This window comes from Streptomyces sp. NPDC012794 (assembly GCF_042901085.1).
Lineage (GTDB): Bacteria > Actinomycetota > Actinomycetes > Streptomycetales > Streptomycetaceae > Streptomyces.
The window spans coordinates 39,476-56,255 of the sequence record NZ_JBIBCI010000008.1 but is presented as its reverse complement, the minus strand read 5'-3'; the positions used below and the strand labels follow the sequence as shown (position 1 = coordinate 56,255).

Annotated in this window: 13 protein-coding genes; 7 read left to right on the top strand and 6 right to left on the bottom strand. The window is 73.4% G+C overall.

What is annotated here, in order from left to right:
- Together ACFY7H_RS16960 and ACFY7H_RS16955 are read right to left on the bottom strand one after the other, a co-directional pair.
- Window positions 1-1,473 (bottom strand): aminopeptidase, encoded by a 1,473-nt coding sequence (locus ACFY7H_RS16960; RefSeq protein ID WP_388938778.1) that lies wholly within the window; start codon window positions 1,471-1,473, stop codon window positions 1-3.
- A gap of 88 nt (window positions 1,474-1,561) precedes the next feature.
- Window positions 1,562-1,930, bottom strand: coding sequence for a hypothetical protein (locus tag ACFY7H_RS16955; RefSeq protein WP_388938776.1), 369 nt, complete (start codon window positions 1,928-1,930; stop codon window positions 1,562-1,564).
- Window positions 1,931-2,238: 308 nt separating this feature from the next.
- Between ACFY7H_RS16955 and ACFY7H_RS16950 the strand changes: the two genes are divergently transcribed.
- The gene (locus ACFY7H_RS16950) at window positions 2,239-2,793 is read left to right on the top strand and encodes an EF-hand domain-containing protein (protein WP_388938774.1); all 555 of its coding nucleotides are present in this window, start codon (window positions 2,239-2,241) and stop codon (window positions 2,791-2,793) included.
- Between the two features lie 24 nt (window positions 2,794-2,817).
- Here ACFY7H_RS16950 and ACFY7H_RS16945 read toward each other — a convergent pair whose 3' ends face one another.
- Window positions 2,818-6,621 carry an ABC transporter ATP-binding protein gene (locus tag ACFY7H_RS16945; RefSeq protein WP_388938771.1) on the bottom strand — a complete coding sequence of 1,268 codons (3,804 nt, stop codon included), beginning with the start codon at window positions 6,619-6,621 and terminating at the stop codon, window positions 2,818-2,820.
- Window positions 6,622-6,837: 216 nt separating this feature from the next.
- Here ACFY7H_RS16945 and ACFY7H_RS16940 point away from each other — a divergent pair, with 216 nt between their 5' ends.
- Window positions 6,838-7,938 (top strand): alpha/beta hydrolase, encoded by a 1,101-nt coding sequence (locus ACFY7H_RS16940; RefSeq protein WP_388938769.1) that lies wholly within the window; start codon window positions 6,838-6,840, stop codon window positions 7,936-7,938.
- 89 nt (window positions 7,939-8,027) lie between these two features.
- Here the strand turns inward: ACFY7H_RS16940 and ACFY7H_RS16935 are convergent, their stop codons facing one another.
- Window positions 8,028-9,713: a thiamine pyrophosphate-binding protein gene (locus ACFY7H_RS16935; protein ID WP_388938767.1), complete on the bottom strand. Its 1,686-nt coding sequence runs from the start codon at window positions 9,711-9,713 to the stop codon at window positions 8,028-8,030.
- 60 nt (window positions 9,714-9,773) lie between these two features.
- Window positions 9,774-10,736: an agmatinase gene (speB, locus tag ACFY7H_RS16930; RefSeq protein ID WP_007264163.1), complete on the bottom strand. Its 963-nt coding sequence runs from the start codon at window positions 10,734-10,736 to the stop codon at window positions 9,774-9,776.
- Window positions 10,737-10,852: 116 nt separating this feature from the next.
- Here speB and ACFY7H_RS16925 point away from each other — a divergent pair, with 116 nt between their 5' ends.
- The 5 genes from ACFY7H_RS16925 to ACFY7H_RS16905 all read left to right on the top strand — a co-directional run bounded on the left by ACFY7H_RS16925 (window position 10,853) and on the right by ACFY7H_RS16905 (window position 15,931).
- Window positions 10,853-12,331 carry a helix-turn-helix domain-containing protein gene (locus tag ACFY7H_RS16925; protein WP_388938765.1) on the top strand — a complete coding sequence of 493 codons (1,479 nt, stop codon included), beginning with the start codon at window positions 10,853-10,855 and terminating at the stop codon, window positions 12,329-12,331.
- 161 nt (window positions 12,332-12,492) lie between these two features.
- Complete coding sequence (locus tag ACFY7H_RS16920) at window positions 12,493-13,650, top strand: acyl-CoA dehydrogenase family protein (protein ID WP_388938762.1); 1,158 nt, start codon at window positions 12,493-12,495, stop codon at window positions 13,648-13,650.
- Between the two features lie 5 nt (window positions 13,651-13,655).
- Complete coding sequence (gene tesB, locus ACFY7H_RS16915; protein ID WP_388938760.1) at window positions 13,656-14,531, top strand: acyl-CoA thioesterase II; 876 nt, start codon at window positions 13,656-13,658, stop codon at window positions 14,529-14,531.
- A 19-nt stretch (window positions 14,532-14,550) separates the two neighbouring features.
- Window positions 14,551-15,519 carry a cation diffusion facilitator family transporter gene (locus ACFY7H_RS16910; RefSeq protein ID WP_388938758.1) on the top strand — a complete coding sequence of 323 codons (969 nt, stop codon included), beginning with the start codon at window positions 14,551-14,553 and terminating at the stop codon, window positions 15,517-15,519.
- Between the two features lie 4 nt (window positions 15,520-15,523).
- Entirely contained in the window at window positions 15,524-15,931 is a 408-nt protein-coding gene (locus tag ACFY7H_RS16905) for a helix-turn-helix transcriptional regulator (RefSeq protein ID WP_388938756.1), read from the top strand.
- 40 nt (window positions 15,932-15,971) lie between these two features.
- Here the strand turns inward: ACFY7H_RS16905 and ACFY7H_RS16900 are convergent, their stop codons facing one another.
- Window positions 15,972-16,778, bottom strand: a complete 807-nt coding sequence (locus ACFY7H_RS16900; RefSeq protein WP_388938754.1) for a phosphatase — start codon at window positions 16,776-16,778, stop codon at window positions 15,972-15,974.
- Between the last annotated feature and the right edge of the window lie 2 nt (window positions 16,779-16,780).

Below are 16,780 nucleotides of genomic sequence, written 5' to 3'. Positions count from 1 at the left end.
TTACCGGCGCAGCGACTCGCGGCGCAGGTCGCTCTGGTCGAGCTGCGGGTCCGGCGCGGCGAGCGGCGCCGCCTGGGGGGCCGCCTTCTCCGTGCTGAACACGTTCGCGGCCGGGGCCACTCCGGCCCACTGGAGGATCCGGGCGGTCGCGAGGGCCTTCTCGCCGTCCATGAGCTTGGACACGTTGGCCCCGTGGTTGGCGCCCGGCGCGGTCATCACGTGGCTGTCACGCACCCCGTACCCGAGGCGGAAGGGCTCGGCGCCCCACGGGTCGTTCTGTCCGTACACGAACAGCATCTGGTGGGCGTTGTTGCGGACCCAGTTGTCGATGTCCGCCATGGCTCCCGGCTGGAAGGTCATCGGGATGTCGCGCGGTACGAAGTCGCGCGGCGGCTGGTAGCCGTACCGGCTCAGGTCCTTGAGGTGCGGCTGCTTGATGTCGGGCGAGCCGAGCTGCGTACCGGCCTGGTAGTAGTACGGCGTGTACGTCTCCAGGCCCTGGTCGGCGTAGGCCGAGAAGCCGGAGATCGAGTCGACCGTGTCCCAGATCTGCTGGTCGGTGGCGGTCTTCGCGTCGGGGATGGCCGCGCAGTCGGCGAGCAGGCTGTACTGCCAGAAGGCCCAGGTGTAGTCGAGTACGACGGCCTCGAAGGCCTTGTCGAGGCTGCCGACGGTGTTGAAGGTCCAGCCGTTCTCGGCGGCGGCGGCCTTGTACTTGGCCTCCAGCGGCTCGCGGCGGATCAGGGCCTCGCGCTGGACCGCGCTCAGTCTGTCGCGGCATTCCTTGGTGCCGACCTTGTTGAAGAACCGGTCGTAGGCCGAGTCCTCCTTGTTGACGACGTCGTTGGGCGCCACGTAGGCGACGATCCCGTCCATGTCGCGCGGGTAGAAGCGCTCGTAGTACGTCGCCGTCATGCCGCCCTTGCTGGCGCCCGTGGCGAGCCAGTTCTTGGGGTAGAGCTTCTTGAACGCGGTGAACAGGCGGTGCTGGTCGCTGGCGGCCTGCCAGATGTCCAGCTTCGACCAGTCCGCCGGGTCGGGGCGGGACGGGTTGAAGAATCGATACTCCATGGACAACTGGTTGCCGTCGACTATGGTCGTCGGCTCCGCGCGGCGCGGGTTGGTGTTGACGTTGTAGCCGGAGGTGAAGAAGACCGTGGGCCGGGAGACGTCCTTGTGCAGCAGGGTGACGCGCTGCTTGAAGGTGCCCTTCCACGGCTGCCGGTGGTCGACCGGCTGCTCGTAGTTCAGCACGAAGAAGCGGTAGCCGGGGTACGGCTTCTCCTCGATCAGGCTCATGCCCGGGATCGCGAGGATCTGGTCCTTGATGTCCGCCGCGGAGCTCTGTCCGGCGGTGGCCCGCGCGGCCGCGGCCGGCTCTGCGGCGGTGGCCGTCTGAGCCGTGAAACCGGCCGTGCCGACGGTGCCGATCAGCACCGTGAGCGGCAGCAGCCGGCCAAGCGTCTTGCGCATGCACTCTCCCCATATTCGGTTCACTGGTGGTCGCCGTGAACCTAGCGGGGTCAACATGCCCGTGAACAGTCCCAGTTGGGCCGCCGATTCAGCAGAGGATCCAGCCGGACTCCACCGATCCGGCCGCCACACTCCCCCTTACATACACACATCGGCTGATAGCTCCGACGGTGACGGGGCCCGCGTACCGGGTGAATTGCCCCGCATCGCCCACGGGCACCCCGCCACGCGGCTGAACGCTCACCTCCATGAAGCGGCGCTCCCCGGGGGCCAGGGCCACGTTCACGGCGCACACCTGGGTCCGGCTCTTGTACACGCGCACCTCGGCCCCCGGCAGCGGCAGCGTCCGGACCAGCTGCCCCGGGCACCCGCCGGCGGCCGCCCGCGCCTCGGGCGCCGTCGCGAACACCCCGCCCACGGCCAGCCACAGCGCCGCCCCGAACACCCCGAGGGACACGGCCCGCTCCCGGCCGCGCCCCCTCTTCGCCCGCGTTCCCGCGCCCCGCACCATGCCGCGCCCCCCGATCAGTCGTACGTGACACGCACGCGCGTACGTAACGACGCCCCGGCCCGCCGGAAGGTTGCACGGGGCACCCGGGTCGGCCGGCGCCGCCACGCGGGGCGGCCCGCCGGGCGCCCGGCCGACTCCTACCTCGTACGAGTGCATCCACAACTTCCCAGCGGCGGAACGGGGTTGCACGATCGGACCGGACACTACGCTAGGCGACCGATCGACCGCTCATCGTAGCCGTGGAAGGCAATGACATGACGAACGACCTGCTCGACCGCAAGCTGGAACGTGCCTTCACGCACCTGGACGCCGACGGCAGCGGTGTGATCGACGAGCACGACATCATCGCGCTGGGCTCCCGGCTGCTGTCGGCCCTCGACGAGCCGGCGAACTCCCCGAAGGCGACCGCGGTGATGGGCGGGCTGGTGGACTTCTGGCAGGAGCTCTTCACCGAACTGGACATGGACCGGGACGGCAAGGTCACCCCCGAGGAGTACTCCCGGGGCATGACCCGCCTCTACAAGGACGGCGGCGAGGCCTACGACCGGTCCTTCCGGCCGATGGTGAAGGCGATCCTCACCGTCGTGGACACCAACGGCGACGGGCGGATCAGCCCCGAGGAGTTCCACAAGGCCCAGCTGGCCTTCGACACCCGGCTGGAGCCCGCCGACGCGGAGGCCCTGTTCGCGAAGATCGACAAGAACCACGACGGCTACCTGTCGGTGGACGAACTCCTCGACTCGGTACGCGAGTACTACACCGGTGACGACGAGGACGCCCCGGGCAACCTGCTCTTCGGCGAGCTCTGACACCCGGGGCGCCCGCGGAGCCCGCTACGCGGCCGCGGCCGCCTCGTCCTCGCCGGCGAAGGTCCGCCACAGCACCGCGTACCGTCCGCCGCGGGCCAGCAGTTCGGCGTGGCTGCCGTCCTCGACGACCCGGCCCCGGTCCATCACCACCACCCGGTCGGCTCGGGCGGCGGTGGTCAGGCGGTGGGCCACCACGAGGGTGGTGCGCTTGCCCACGAGCCGCTCGGTGGCCCGGTTGACCTGCGCTTCGGTGGCCAGGTCCAGGGCCGCGGTGGCCTCGTCGAGCAGCAGCACGTCCGGGTCGACCAGCTCGGCGCGGGCCAGCGCGATCAGCTGGCGCTGACCCGCGGAGAGGTTGCGCCCGCGCTCGGTGACGGCGTGCAGGTAGCCGCCTTCCAGGGTGGCGATCATGTCGTGCGCGCCGACCGCGCGGGCCGCGGCCTCCACCTCGGCGTCGCTCGCGCCGGGCCGGCCGTAGGCGATGGCGTCGCGGACCGTCCCCGGGAAGAGGTACGGCTCCTGGGGGACGACCCCCAGCCGGTGGCGGTACGCTGTCAGATCCAGCTCCCGCAGATCGGTGCCGTCGGCGGTGACCCGGCCGGAGGTCGGGTCGTAGAACCGGGCCACCATCTTGACCAGCGTGGACTTGCCCGCTCCGGTCTCGCCGACGAAGGCGACGGTCTGCCCGGCGGGTATCCGCAGGCTGATTCCGGCCAGGGCGTCGCCCTTCTCCCCGCGCTCCTCGGCGGTGCCGTACTGGAAGCGCACGTCCTCGAAGGCGATCTCGCCGCGCAGCGCCGTGACCTCGCGGGGCTCGGCCGGGCGCGGGGTGGTGGTGGGCTCGCGCAGCAGGTCCTGGATCCGGCCCAGGGAGACGGTGGCCTGCTGGTACCCGTCGAAGACCTGGGAGAGCTGCTGGACCGGTGCGAAGAACAGGTCGATGTAGAGCAGGTACGCCACCAGCGCGCCCGTCGTGAGGGTGCCCGCCTCGACCCGGCCCGCGCCGACGATCAGCACGGCCGCCGCCGCGCCCGAGGACAGCAGCTGCACGAAGGGGAAGTAGACGGAGATCAGCCACTGGCCGCGTACCCGGGCCTGCCGGTACGCGGCGCTGCGCTCGGCGAACCGCGCCCGGCCCGTGTCCTGGCGACGGAAGGCCTGCACCAGCCGGAGCCCGGCCACGGACTCCTGGAGGTCGGCGTTGACCAGGCTGACCCGGTCGCGCGCCAGCTCGTAGGCGGCCACCGACTTGCGGCGGAACACGATCGTGCCGAGGACGAGCACGGGCAGGGTGGCGAAGACGATCAGCGCCAGCTCGGCGTCGAGGACCAGCAGGGCGATCAGGATGCCGAAGAAGGTGAGGACGGAGACGACGGCGGTGACGAGCCCGGTCTGCAGGAAGCTGGACAGGGAGTCGACGTCGGTGGTCATCCGGGTCATGATCTTGCCGGTGAGCTCGCGCTCGTAGTAGTCCAGGCCGAGGCGCTGGAGCTGGGCGAAGATCTTGACGCGCAGCGAGTAGAGCACGCGCTCGCCCGTGCGCCCGGTCATCCGGATCTCGGCGAACTGCGCGGCCCACTGCGCGGCCACCACGGCGAGGGCGAGCAGGGACGCGGCCCACACCGCCCCCAGGGCGGCCTTCTCCACGCCCTGGTCGATGCCGTGCCGGATCATGACGGGCAGCAGCAGCCCGGCACTCGCGTCGAGGGCGACCAGGCCGAGGCTGACGGCGAGCGGGGCCCAGAAGCCGGCCAGCAGCCGGCGCAGGCCGTAGCTCTCCTCGGCGGACGAGGCCCGCGCCTCGTCCACCCGGGGTTCGTCGTCGGCGGGCGGCAGCGCGGCCACCTGCGCGAGCAGCTCGGGGGTGGCACCCGGCATTCCGGGGACCGCCGCGGCGCCGCCGTCCTTCTCCTCCCGCCGCCACAGCTCGGGGGTGACCCCGTCGGCCACGCGCCGCTTGGCGCTCACCGGCTCGGAATCGATCTCGGCCTCGAGCTCGATGTCCTTCTCCAGGTCCCGCTCGAACTCCGCCATGGACGGCGCGTCGGGGGTCCGCGGCGAGTGCGCCCCGAGGGCGTCGGGGTCCGTGAGCAGCCGCCGGTACAGCGCGGAGCGGCGCTCCAGCTCCTCGTGGGTGCCGATGTCGGCGAGCCGCCCGTGTTCGAGTACGGCGATCCGGTCGGCGAGCGCGAGGGTGGAGCGGCGGTGGGCGATCAGCAGGGTGGTGCGGCCCGCCATGACGGCCCGCAGCGCCTCGTGGATCTCGTGCTCGACGCGGGCGTCGACGGCGGAGGTGGCGTCGTCCAGCAGCAGCAGGCGGGGGTCGGTGAGGATGGCGCGGGCGAGCGCGACGCGCTGGCGCTGGCCGCCGGAGAGGGTCAGGCCCTGCTCGCCGACCTTGGTGTCGTAGCCGGCGGGGAGGGCCTCGATGAACCCTTCCGCCTGGGCGGCGCGGGCGGCGGCGCGGATCTCCTCCTCGCCGGCGTCGGGGCGCCCGTAGGCGATGTTCGCGCGGATGGTGTCGGAGAAGAGGAAGGAATCCTCCGGTACCAGTCCGATGGCGCCCCGCAGGGAGTCGTAGGTCAGCTCGCGCACGTCGTGGCCGCCGACGCGGACCGTGCCGTGGTCGGCGTCGTAGAAGCGCGGCAGGAGCAGGGAGACGGTGGACTTGCCGCTGCCGGAGGCGCCCACGAGCGCGACGGTCTCGTCCTCGGCCAGGGCGAGGGAGAAGCCGTCGAGGACGGGACGCCCGGGCTCGTACCCGAAGCGGACGTCCTCGAACTCGACGGTGGCGGGCGCGTCGGCGGGGAGCTCCTCGGTCCCCTCGCGGATCTCGGGCTCGGTGTCGATGAGCTCGAAGACGCGCTCCACGCCGGCGCGGGCCTGCTGGGCGACGGTGAGCACCATGGCGAGCATGCGGACGGGGCCGACGAGCTGGGCGAGGTAGGTGGAGAAGGCCACGAAGGTGCCGAGGGTGACCTGTCCCCGGGTGGCCATCCAGCCGCCGAGGGCCAGCATGGCGACCTGCGCGAGGGCGGGGACGGCCTGGAGGGCGGGGGTGTAGCGGGAGTTCAGCCGGATGGCGCGCATCCGGCCGCCGAAGAGCCGGCGGCCGGCCTCGCGGAGCTTGCCGGTCTCCTGCTCCTCCTGCCCGAAACCCTTGACGACCCGTACGCCGGTCACCGCGCCGTCGACGACGGAGGCGACGGCGGCGGCCTGGCCCTGGGCGTACCAGGTGGCGGGGAAGAGCTTCTTGCGGCTGCGCTTGGCGATGAACCAGAGGGCGGGAGCCATCAGCAGGGCGACGAGGGTCAGCAGCGGGGACAGCCACAGCATGATCCCCAGGGATATCCCGAAGAGGAGGAAGTTCCCTATGGTCATGGGCAGCATGAAGAGCAGCCCCTGGATCAGCTGGAGGTCGCTCGTGGCCCGGCCGACGACCTGTCCGGTGGAGAGCTCGTCCTGCCGGCGCCCGTCGAGGCGGGCGATGGTGTCGTACATGTCGGTGCGCAGGTCGTGCTGCACGTCGAGGGCGAGGCGCCCGCCGTAGTACCTGCGTATGTAGGTCAGTGCGTAGACCAGCACGGCGGCGCCTATGAGCAGGCCGGCCCAGGGGCCCATGGGCTTGCTCTCGTCGCCGATGACGTCGTCGATGATGACCTTGGTGACCAGCGGCACCAGCGCCATGACGGCCATGCCGGCCAGCGAGGACCCGAGCGCGAGGAGCACGTTGGCCTTGTACCGCCAGGTGTAGGCGGCCAGCCGCCTGCCCCAGCTCCGCTGCTCTTCGGCCGCCTTCTCCCCGGCCTGCGTCTGCGCCGCCGTCACGTGGTGCCTCCCCGTCGGTCCTGTCCTGCCGCTCCTCCAACGCCCCCACCGGCGGATTTCATCCCACCGCAACGATCGCACCGGTGTGCGCGGGGGCGCTCGGGGGCTTCGTCCGTCCAGGGGGCGGCGCGGGGAACCGTCCCGCCCCGGGGGCGCTCTAGCCGGGTGCGCACCGGTTGGCGGTGCTGTGGGCATCTTGGAAGGGTTCGCCGGTTCATGGGTCTGACGAGTGGCACGCTCCTGGCGGGCGCCGTGCTGTGCACGGTGCTGGTGTTCGCGGTGACGGTGTGGCGGTGGCCGCGGCTGGCGCCGGGCGGCGCGGGGCGGGTGGTGGGGCGTGCCGGACTGCTGGTCCTGGTCCAGGTGTGCCTGTTCGCCTCGGTCGCGCTGGCGGCGAACCGCAGCTTCCTGATCTACGGCTCGTGGGAGGACCTGACCGCCGGGCCGCCCCGCCGGGAGGCCGTGCCCGGCGGGGCGGCGGTGCGGGTGCTGGGGCGGCAGGCGCCGGACGTGCCGGGCGGGCGCGATCCCCGGACGGCCGGGGTCATAGAGCAGGTGACCCTGCACGGCGAGCGGTCGGGGGTGGCGGCCCAGGCGTACGTGTACCTGCCGCCGGAGTACTTCCAGAAGGGCGCCGAGCAGCGGAGGTTCCCTGCCGCCGTGGTCCTGACGGGCTACCCGGGCACGGCGGAGAACCTGCTGAAGGGGCTGCGGTACCCGAAGACGGCCTGGACGCAGGCCAAGCAGAAGAAGACGCAGCCGATGATCCTGGTGATGATGCGCCCCGTGGTGGACCCGGCCAACAGCCAGTGCGTGGACGTCCCCGGCGGCGGCCCGCGGAGCGAGACCTTCTTCGGTACGGACGTCCCCCGGACCGTCGCGAGCCACTACCGGGTCGGCACGGCCGCCCGGAACTGGGCGATCATCGGCGACTCCACGGGCGGCTACTGCGCCCTGAAGATGACCCTCCAGCACCCGGAGACGTATGCGGCCGGGGTCGGCCTCTCCGCGGACTACAAGCCGGAGATCGACTCGGACTCCGGGGACCTCTTCCACGGCGACAAGGACGAGGAGAAGCGTTCCGACCTGCTGTGGCACCTGGCGAACCGGCCCCAGCCGAACGCGTCCTTCCTGGTCACCACCTCACTGCGGGGCGAGGGCAACCTGCGGGCGACCCGGCAGTTCGTCCAGGCCGTGAAGGCCCCGGCCCACGTCTCCTCGATCACCCTCGAACGCGGCGGCCACAACTTCAACACCTGGAACCGGGAGATCCCCCCGGCCCTGGAATGGACCAGCGCCCGCCTCAGGGCCGACTGACGGCGCGGGTGGGGCACCTCCCCAGCGGCAGGGGCACGTCCCCGGGCGGGCCGGGGCACGTCCCCCGGGCCGGCCCGCGCCGACGCGGCTCAGACGTGGGTCGGGGCGAACATCTTCAGGGTGACGGGGAGGACCAGGACCGAGGGGCCCGGGGTCTTCAGGGCCCGCGCCAGGTCTTCGCGGAGGGTGTCCGGGGTGGTGGTGGACGCCGGGACGCCGAAGGAGGCGGCCAGGGCGGTGAAGTCGGGCCGGGTCAGTTCCGTGGCGGTCGTACGGCCGTCGAAGGCGGCCGTCATGTACTCGCGCAGGATGCCGTAGCCGCCGTCGTCGACGATCAGCCAGGTGACGTCCAGCCCGTGTTCCCTGGCGGTGGCGAGCTCGGCGAGGGAGTACATCGCGCCGCCGTCGCCGGAGACCGCCAGGACCGGGGTGCCGGGCTCGGCGACGGCCGCGCCGAGCGCCGCCGGGAAGGCGTAGCCGAGGCCGCCCGCGCCCTGGGCGGAGTGCATGGTGTTCGGGTGCTTCGCGTCGAAGGCGGACCAGGCCCAGTAGGACAGGATCGTCATGTCCCAGAAGGACGGGGAGCGGGCCGGGAGGGCCTGCCGGATGGCGGTCAGGAGACCGCGTTCGAGGGCGACGTCCTGCGGGGCGAGGCGTTCCTCGACCGCGGCGAGGAGGGCGCGGACCCGTTCGGGGGCCTCCTCGTCCGGGCGGGGTTCCACCGTTTCCAGGAGGGCCTGGAGGGCGAGGCGGGCGTCGGCGTGGATGCCCAGTGCCGGGTGGTTGGACTCCAGCTTGCCGAGGTCCGCCTCGATCTGGACGACCCGGCCTGTGGGGAAGAAGGTGTGGTAGTTCGAGGACAGCTCGCCGAGGCCGGAGCCGACCACCAGCAGGACGTCCGCGTCCTCCAGGAAGTCCGTCGTGTGGCGGTCCTCCAGCCAGGACCGGAGGGAGAGCGGGTGGGTCCAGGGGAAGGCGCCCTTGCCGCCGAAGGTGGTGACCACGGGGGCGTTCAGCCGCTCCGCGAGCTGCCTGAGCTTGCCGGCGGCGTCGGCGCGGATCACCCCGCCGCCCGCGATGATCACCGGGCGGGCGGCGTTCGACAGCCAGTGCGCGGCCAGCGCGGTGAGCTCCGGCCGCGGGGCCAGCTCGTGCGGGGTCGCGTCCATGCCGGTGACCTGCGGGATCAGCGTCTCCGCCCGCAGGACGTCCTCGGGGATCTCCACCCAGACCGGGCCGTGCGGGGCGGTCAGCGCGGACTCCCAGGCCTCGGCGATCACGGAGGGGATCTGGGACGGGGTGCGGGCGGTGTGGACCGACTTCACCACGTCGCGGAAGGAGGCCGACTGGTCCCGCAGCTCGTGCAGGTGGCCCCGGCGGCCCCCGCCCAGGCCCGCTGTGGGGACCTGGGAGGAGATCGCGAGGACCGGCGCGGAGGCGGCCGCCGCCTCCGCGAGGGCCGGCAGGGACATCAGCGCGCCGGGCCCGGTGGACAGCAGCAGCGGCACCGCCTCGCCCGTGAGCCGGCCGTACGCGTCGGCGGCGAAGCCCGCGTTGTTCTCCGTGCGCAGGGCGACCAGGCGCAGGTCGGAGCGGCCGACCGCGTCGAAGAGGCCCAGCGCGTGCTGGCCCGGCAGGCCGAAGACGGTGGTCGCGCCGAGGCCGCGCAGCGTCTCCACGACCAGGTCCCCGCCCGTGCGGCCCGGCGGCGGGGCCAGGGCGGCCGCAGTCTGGGCCTCGGTGGGACGGAGTACCAGGTCGTGGTCGTGCGTCACGCGCGTACGTGCCCTTCGTGCTGCGGTCGTTCCGCTCCCGGCGCCGCCGGGCCGGGCTGGTCAGCCCTGGCGGGAGGCGGCGATCTGACGGCTCATGATCGTGGTCAGCTCGTACGCGGTGTGCGAGGCCGCGACCGAGGTGATCTCCGCGTGATCGTACGCCGGGGCGACCTCGACGACGTCGGCCGAAACCAGGTTGCAGGACGACAGGCCGCGAATGATCTCCAGCAGCTCGCGGGAGGTCATGCCGCCGGCCTCCGGCGTGCCGGTGCCCGGCGCGTGGGCCGGGTCGAGCACGTCGATGTCGATGGAGATGTACAGCGGGCGGTCGCCGATGCGCTGGCGCAGCTGGTCGGCGACCTCGTCGGCGCCGCGGCGGTAGACGTCCGCCGAGGTCACGATGCCGAAGCCCATCTTGGCGTCGTCGTCGAGGTCCTGCTTGCCGTACAGCGGGCCGCGGGTGCCGACGTGGGAGAGCGCCTCGGTGTCGAGGATGCCCTCCTCGACGGCGCGGCGGAACGGGGTGCCGTGGGTGTACTCGGCGCCGAAGTACGTGTCCCAGGTGTCCAGGTGCGCGTCGAAGTGCAGCAGCGCGACCGGGCCGTGCTTCTTCGCGACGGAACGCAGCAGCGGCAGGGCGATGGTGTGGTCGCCGCCGAGGGTCATCAGGCGCGAGCCGTTGCCGAGGAGCTCGTCGGCGGCGGCCTCGACCGTCTCGACGGCCTCGTTGATGTTGAAGGGGTTCACCGCGATGTCACCGGCGTCCGCGACCTGCGCGAGGGCGAAGGGGGAGGCGTCCTGGGCCGGGTTGTACGGGCGCAGCAGGCGCGAGGCCTCGCGGATGGCGTTGCCGCCGAAGCGGGCGCCGGGGCGGTAGGAGACACCGGAGTCGAAGGGCACGCCGACGACGGCGACGTCGGCGGAGCCGACCTCGTCGAGGCGGGGCAGGCGGGCGAAGGTCGCCGGGCCCGCGTAGCGCGGGATGCGGGAGGAGTCGACGGGGCCGCGCGGCTGCGTGCTCATGGGGGGTGCCCTTCTGGTGGTCCTGCTGGTGCGGTCCTTCGAGCGTAAGCGTGCCGCGCGGGGGTGGGGAGGGTACGTTTCATCCATCTGGCAGCACTGAAATGTACGGAGCATCCATGTCCGAGGTCCCGGTCACCCCGAGCCCCGGCGGCGGGCGGGCCGGGGCGCCCGCCGGCGAGCCGATGACGCCGCCCGTGGAACTGGCCGGACTGCTCGGAGAGCGGGGGCTCGGGCTGCGGCACCTCGCCGGTCCCGCGGTGGCGGAGGTGCACGGGGTGCACGCTTCCGAGATGGCGGACCCCTCCCCGTACCTGCTGGGCGGCGAGCTCCTGCTGACGGCGGGGGCCGAGCTGACGGAGGCCGGCGCCGCCGCCTACGTCGGCAGGCTGACCCGTGCCGGGGCCGCCGCCCTCGGCTTCGGCGTGACCCCGGTGCACGAGGTGGTGCCGCCCGGCCTGGCCGAGGCGTGCGAGCGGTACGGGCTGCCGCTGGTGGAGGTCCCGCCCGGGACCCCGTTCACGGCGGTCGCCCGCAGCGTCGGGCGGCTGATGGCGGAGGCGCGCACGCGGGAGCTGCGCCGGGTCGCGGAGGCGCAGCAGGCCCTGGCGGCGGCCGCGGCCCGCCCGGACCCGGTCCCGGCGGTGCTGTCCCGCCTGGCGGCGAGCCTGGGCGGCTGGGCCGCGCTGCTCGACGCGGCCACCGTCGGGACCGGCCCGGCCGGGACCGCCGGGGCGATCGGCCCCGGCGCAGCCCCCGGCACCGGGGCGGCCGCCGGGGCCGTGCCCGGCGCCGGGGCGCTCGACGCCGTGGCCGCGCTGGCGCGCCGGGTGGCGCCGGGGGCCGCGGCCACCGCCACCGACTCGCTCGGCGCGACGAGCCTGGCCGCGTACGCCCTGGGCGGCGGGCGGGTCCTGGCCCTGGCCACCCCGGGGCGGACCCCCGGCGACCACACCATCGCCTCCATCGCCGCCGTACTGCTGAGCCTGGTCACCGCGGAGCGCCCGGCCGGCGACGAGGCGGCGGCCCTGACCCGGCTGCTGCTGGACGGGGACCCGGCCGGGGCCCTCGCCCCCGGCCCCTGGTACGCGGTCCACGCCCGGGGCGGCGGCGACCCGCAGGCCCTGGCGGCCGCGCTGGGCACCGTACTGCTGGACCCGCGCGGGGACGGCGTGCGCCTGCTCACCGACCGCGAGCCCGGCCCGCAACCCGGCTGGCGGCTCGGGGTCAGCGCCCCGGCCGCCCCCGGCGCCCTGGCCACCGCCGGAGCGCAGGCCCGGCGCGCCCTGGTCCGGGCCGAGGCGGCCCGTACGCCGCTGGCCCGGCACACGGACCCCGGCTTCGCGGGGCTGGTCGGCGAGGCGGAGGCGCGGGCCCACGCCGAGGCGCTGCTCGGGCCGCTCTCCCCCGCCCTGCGGGACACCCTGCGCGGCTGGCTGGCCCACCACGGCAGCTGGGACCGCGCCGCGGCGGCGCTGGGCGTCCACCGCAACACGGTCCGCCAGCGCATCGCCCGCTGCGCGGCGCTGCTCGACCGGGACCTCGACGACCCGGACGTCCGGATGGAGCTCTGGTTCGCGCTGCGCGTGCTGCCGTAGGCCCGCCGGCCTGAAGGCAGCAGGCCCGAAGGCAGCAGGCCGCAGAAAGGTTCCGGGACCGCGTCACACTCCCTGGACAGCCGGAGTGACCGCCGGGTAACTTAGCTATGAGCAAGCGCTTAGACATAGTCTGGCCGAACTAGGGATCGAGGAGGCGGCTCGTGCGCCGTACCGTATTCAACGAGGACCACGAGGCGTTCCGCGAGACCCTCCGCGCCTTCATCGAGGCCGAGGTCGTCCCCGTCTACGACGAGTGGTTCCAGGCCGGCCAGGCGCCGCGCGACTTCTACTACAAGCTCGGCGAGCTGGGCATCTTCGGCATCAACGTGCCCGAGGAGTTCGGCGGCGCGGGCCTGGACACCCACAAGTTCGAGGCCGTCCTCTACGAAGAGACCTCCCGCGCGGGCGTCAACTTCGGCGGCTCCGGCGTGCACGTGCTGCTCGCCCTGCCCTACATCAAGATGCTCTCGACCGACGAGCAGAAGAAGCGCTTCCTGCCGAAGTTCGTCTCCGGCGAGGAGATGTGGGCGCTGGCGATGACCGAGCCGGGCACCGGCTCCGACGTCGCGGGCATGAAGACCACCGCCAAGCTCTCCGAGGACGGCACCCACTACGTCCTCAACGGCGCCAAGACCTTCATCACCGGCGGCGTGCACGCCGACCGCGTGATCGTCTGCGCCCGCACCTCCGCCCCTTCGGCCGAGGACCGCCGCTTCGGCATCTCGCTCTTCGCCGTGGACACCAAGTCCGAGGGCTACTCGGTCGGCCGCAAGCTCGACAAGCTGGGCCTGAAGACCTCCGACACCGCCGAGCTGGCGTTCGTCGACGTCAAGGTCCCCGTCGAGGACCTGCTCGGCGAGGAGGGCAAGGGCTTCTACTACCTCGGCCACAACCTGGCCTCCGAGCGCTGGGGCATCGCCTTCGGCGCCTACGCCCAGGCCGCCGCGGCCGTCCGGTTCGCCCAGCAGTACGTCACCGACCGCACCGTCTTCGGCAAGCCGGTCGCGCACTTCCAGAACACCAAGTTCGAGCTGGCCGCCTGTCAGGCCGAGGTGGACGCCGCCCAGGCCGTCGCCGACCGCGCCCTGGACGCCCTGGACGCGGGCGAGCTGACCCCGGCCGAGGCCGCCTCCGCGAAGCTGTTCTGCACCGAGGTCGCGCACCGCGTCATCGACCGCTGCCTCCAGCTGCACGGCGGCTACGGCTACATGAACGAGTACCCGATCGCCCGCCTGTACGCCGACAACCGCGTCAACCGCATCTACGGCGGCACCAGCGAGATCATGAAGTCGATCATCGCCAAGTCGATGGGCCTGTAACCCACTTGAACGACGCACTGGCGGACCTCCTCGATCTGCTCGACCTGGAGCAGATCGAGGAGAACATCTTCCGGGGCACGAGCCGCACCTCCCTGGTGCCGCGCGTGTTCGGCGGCCAGGTCGCGGCCCAGGCCCTGGTCGCGGCCGGCCGCACGGTGCCCGCCGACCGTCTGCCGCACTCGCTGCACTCGTACTTCCTGCGCACCGGCGACTCCGGCGCGCCGATCGTGTACTCCGTGGACCGGATCCGCGACGGACGCTCCTTCACCACCCGGCGCGTGGTCGCCGTCCAGCACGGGCAGCCGATCTTCCACCTCTCCGCGTCCTTCCAGACGTACGAGGAGGGGATGGAGCACCAGGCCCCGATGCCGGCCGCGCCCGACCCCGAGACCCTGCCGACGGCCGCCGAGGCGCTGCCCGCCTACCGCGGGACCTTCCGTGACGCGAGCACCGTCGAGCGGCTGCTGGAGTCCCGCGGGGCCGTGGACCTGCGGTACGCGACCACCCCGCCGTGGGGCTCCGTCGGCGAACCGAGGGAGCCGCGCTCCCAGGTCTGGTTCCGCACCCAGGGCAAGCTCGCGGACGACCCGCTGCTGCACATCTGCCTGGCCACGTACGTCTCCGACATGACCCTGCTGGACTCGGTGCTGCTCGCGCACGGCCGGGGCGGCTGGGCGGTCGGCGACGTGGTCGGCGCCTCGCTGGACCACGCCATGTGGTTCCACCGGCCCTTCCGCGCCGACGAGTGGCTGCTGTACGACCAGGAGTCCCCCTCGGCGTCCGCCGGCCGGGGCCTGGGCCAGGCCCGCATCTGGACCCGGGACGGCCGCCTGGCGGTCACCGTCATCCAGGAGGGTGTCGTACGCGTTCCCCGCGGCTGACCGGACATACCGTCACCCCATGCCGGTCGCAGCCGAAGGGGCGGAATCCGAGAGCGTCGCCACGGTGGTCGTCGCCGTGGTCACCAACCTGGCCCTCGCCGCGGCGAAGGCCGTCGCCGGGATCGTCGGCGGGTCCAGCGCCATGCTGTCCGAGGCCGCGCACTCGGTGGCCGACACGGTCACCGAGGTACTGCTGCTGACGTCCCTGAAGCGCAGCGCCCGCCCCGCCGACGAGGCGCACCCGCTGGGATACGGGCCCGAGCGGTACGTCTGGGCGCTGCTCGCCTCGATCGCCACCTTCGCGGGCGGCGCGGTCTTCGCCGTCTACGACGGGATCCACACGCTGGTCCACGGGGAGGAGCCGGGTGACCCGGCCCTCCCGTACGCCGTCCTCGCGGTCGCCTTCGTCCTGGAGGGGTACTCGCTGCTGGTGGCCTGGCGGCAGGTGACGGGCGAGGCGGCCCGGATGCGGGCGCCGCTGGGGCTGTACGTGAAGCACACCCCGGACACGGCGGTGAAGGCGGTCCTGCTGGAGAACGCCGCCGCGCTGATCGGCCTCGCGCTGGCCGCGGGCGGACTGCTGGGGGCCCAACTGACGGGCTCGGGGGTCTACGACGGGGTGGCCTCGCTGCTGATCGGGCTGCTGCTGGTGGCGGTGGCGTGGGAGCTGGGGCGCTCCAACGCCCAGTACCTGATCGGGCGGCCGCTGCCCGCCCCGATGCGGGCGGAGGTCCGCGAGGAGCTGCTGTCGGTCCCGCACATCGAGGGGGTGCTGGAGCTGACCACCCTGGTGCAGGGACCGGACGAGGTGCTGATCGCGGCGAAGGTGGACTTCCACGACCTGGCCTCGGCCCGGCAGGTGGAGGCGGCCTGCGAGGACGCCGAGGACCAGCTGCGGGAGCGGTGGCCGGCGATCCGCCGGGTGTACCTGGACCCGACCCCCTCCCCGACGGAACCTGCGGTACCGCCGGGGGCCGTGCGAGGCTGAAGGGGTGAACCTGGAGGACCTCGCCCGGCTGCGCCGGGCCCGTGACCTGATGGACCGCGACTACGCGGAGCCGCTGGACGTCGCCGCGCTGGCGCGGACCGCCCTGATGTCGCCGGGCCACTTCTCGCGCAGCTTCCGCGCCGCCTACGGGGAGACCCCGTACGGGTACCTGATGACGCGCCGGATCGAGCGGGCCAAGGCGCTGCTGCGGCGGGGCGACCAGTCGGTGACGGAGGTCTGCTTCGCGGTGGGCTGCACCTCGCTGGGGTCGTTCAGCTCCCGGTTCACGGAGCTGGTGGGCGAGACCCCGAGCGCGTACCGGGCCCGCGGCCACGAGGAGGACGCGGCCCTGCCGGCCTGCGTGGCGAAGATCCACACCCGGCCGGTCAGGAACGGCCCCCGGACCCCGTAGCGGTGCCCGCCCGGTCCGCGCCCACCGCGCGCGGCCGGGGCTACAGCAGGCCCGCCGCCGAGAGCAGGTACGCCACCATCGGGTCGTAGAAGCGCGGGTCGCGGACGTGGTCGTCCAGCGGGACCGCCACCTGGAGGGTGCCCTCCGCCTCGCCGACGAACAGCGCCGGGTCGTTGCAGTCCGCGTACCCCACCGCGTCGAGCCCGCGCTGCGCCGCGCAGCCCGCCCAGCCGTGGTCGGCGACGACCAGGTCCGGCTGCGGGCGGCCCTCCGCCGCGAGACCGTCCAGGATCGCGGCCATCGGGGCCGGGGAGTGGGTGTGCCACAGGGTCGCGCCCCGCTCCAGCACGGCCACGTCGGCGAACTGCCACACCGAGCCCTCGTCGGCGATCAGGCCGGCCGGGATGCGGACGATCGCGCAGCCCGCGGCGCGCAGCGCGTCGGCAGTGGCGCGGTGGACGTCGAGCAGGCCGCCCGGGTGGCCGGTGGCCAGCAGCACGCTCTGCCGGTCCAGGGCGGCCTTGTGCAGCCGGGCCGCCATCCGGTCCAGGCCCGCGACGGTCAGTTCCGGGTCGATGGTGTCCTGTCCGGCCCGGTGGGCCGGGTCGTCGATGACGCCCACGCGCTCGGCCATCACGGCAAGTACGTCCTGCTCGTCGGCCCAGCGGTCGCCCAGTTCCAGGCCGAGCCAGTAGTGCCGGTCGCCATTGGCGAGTTTGCGGTAGTGGGAGAGGTTGTTCTCCCGCGGAGTGGCCACCTGGCCCGCGATGCGCGTACGGACCAGGTGGTCGACGAGTTCGGCGCGGCTGGGTACGGGCGTCTCTATCGGCTTCGGCATGCGGCCCATTC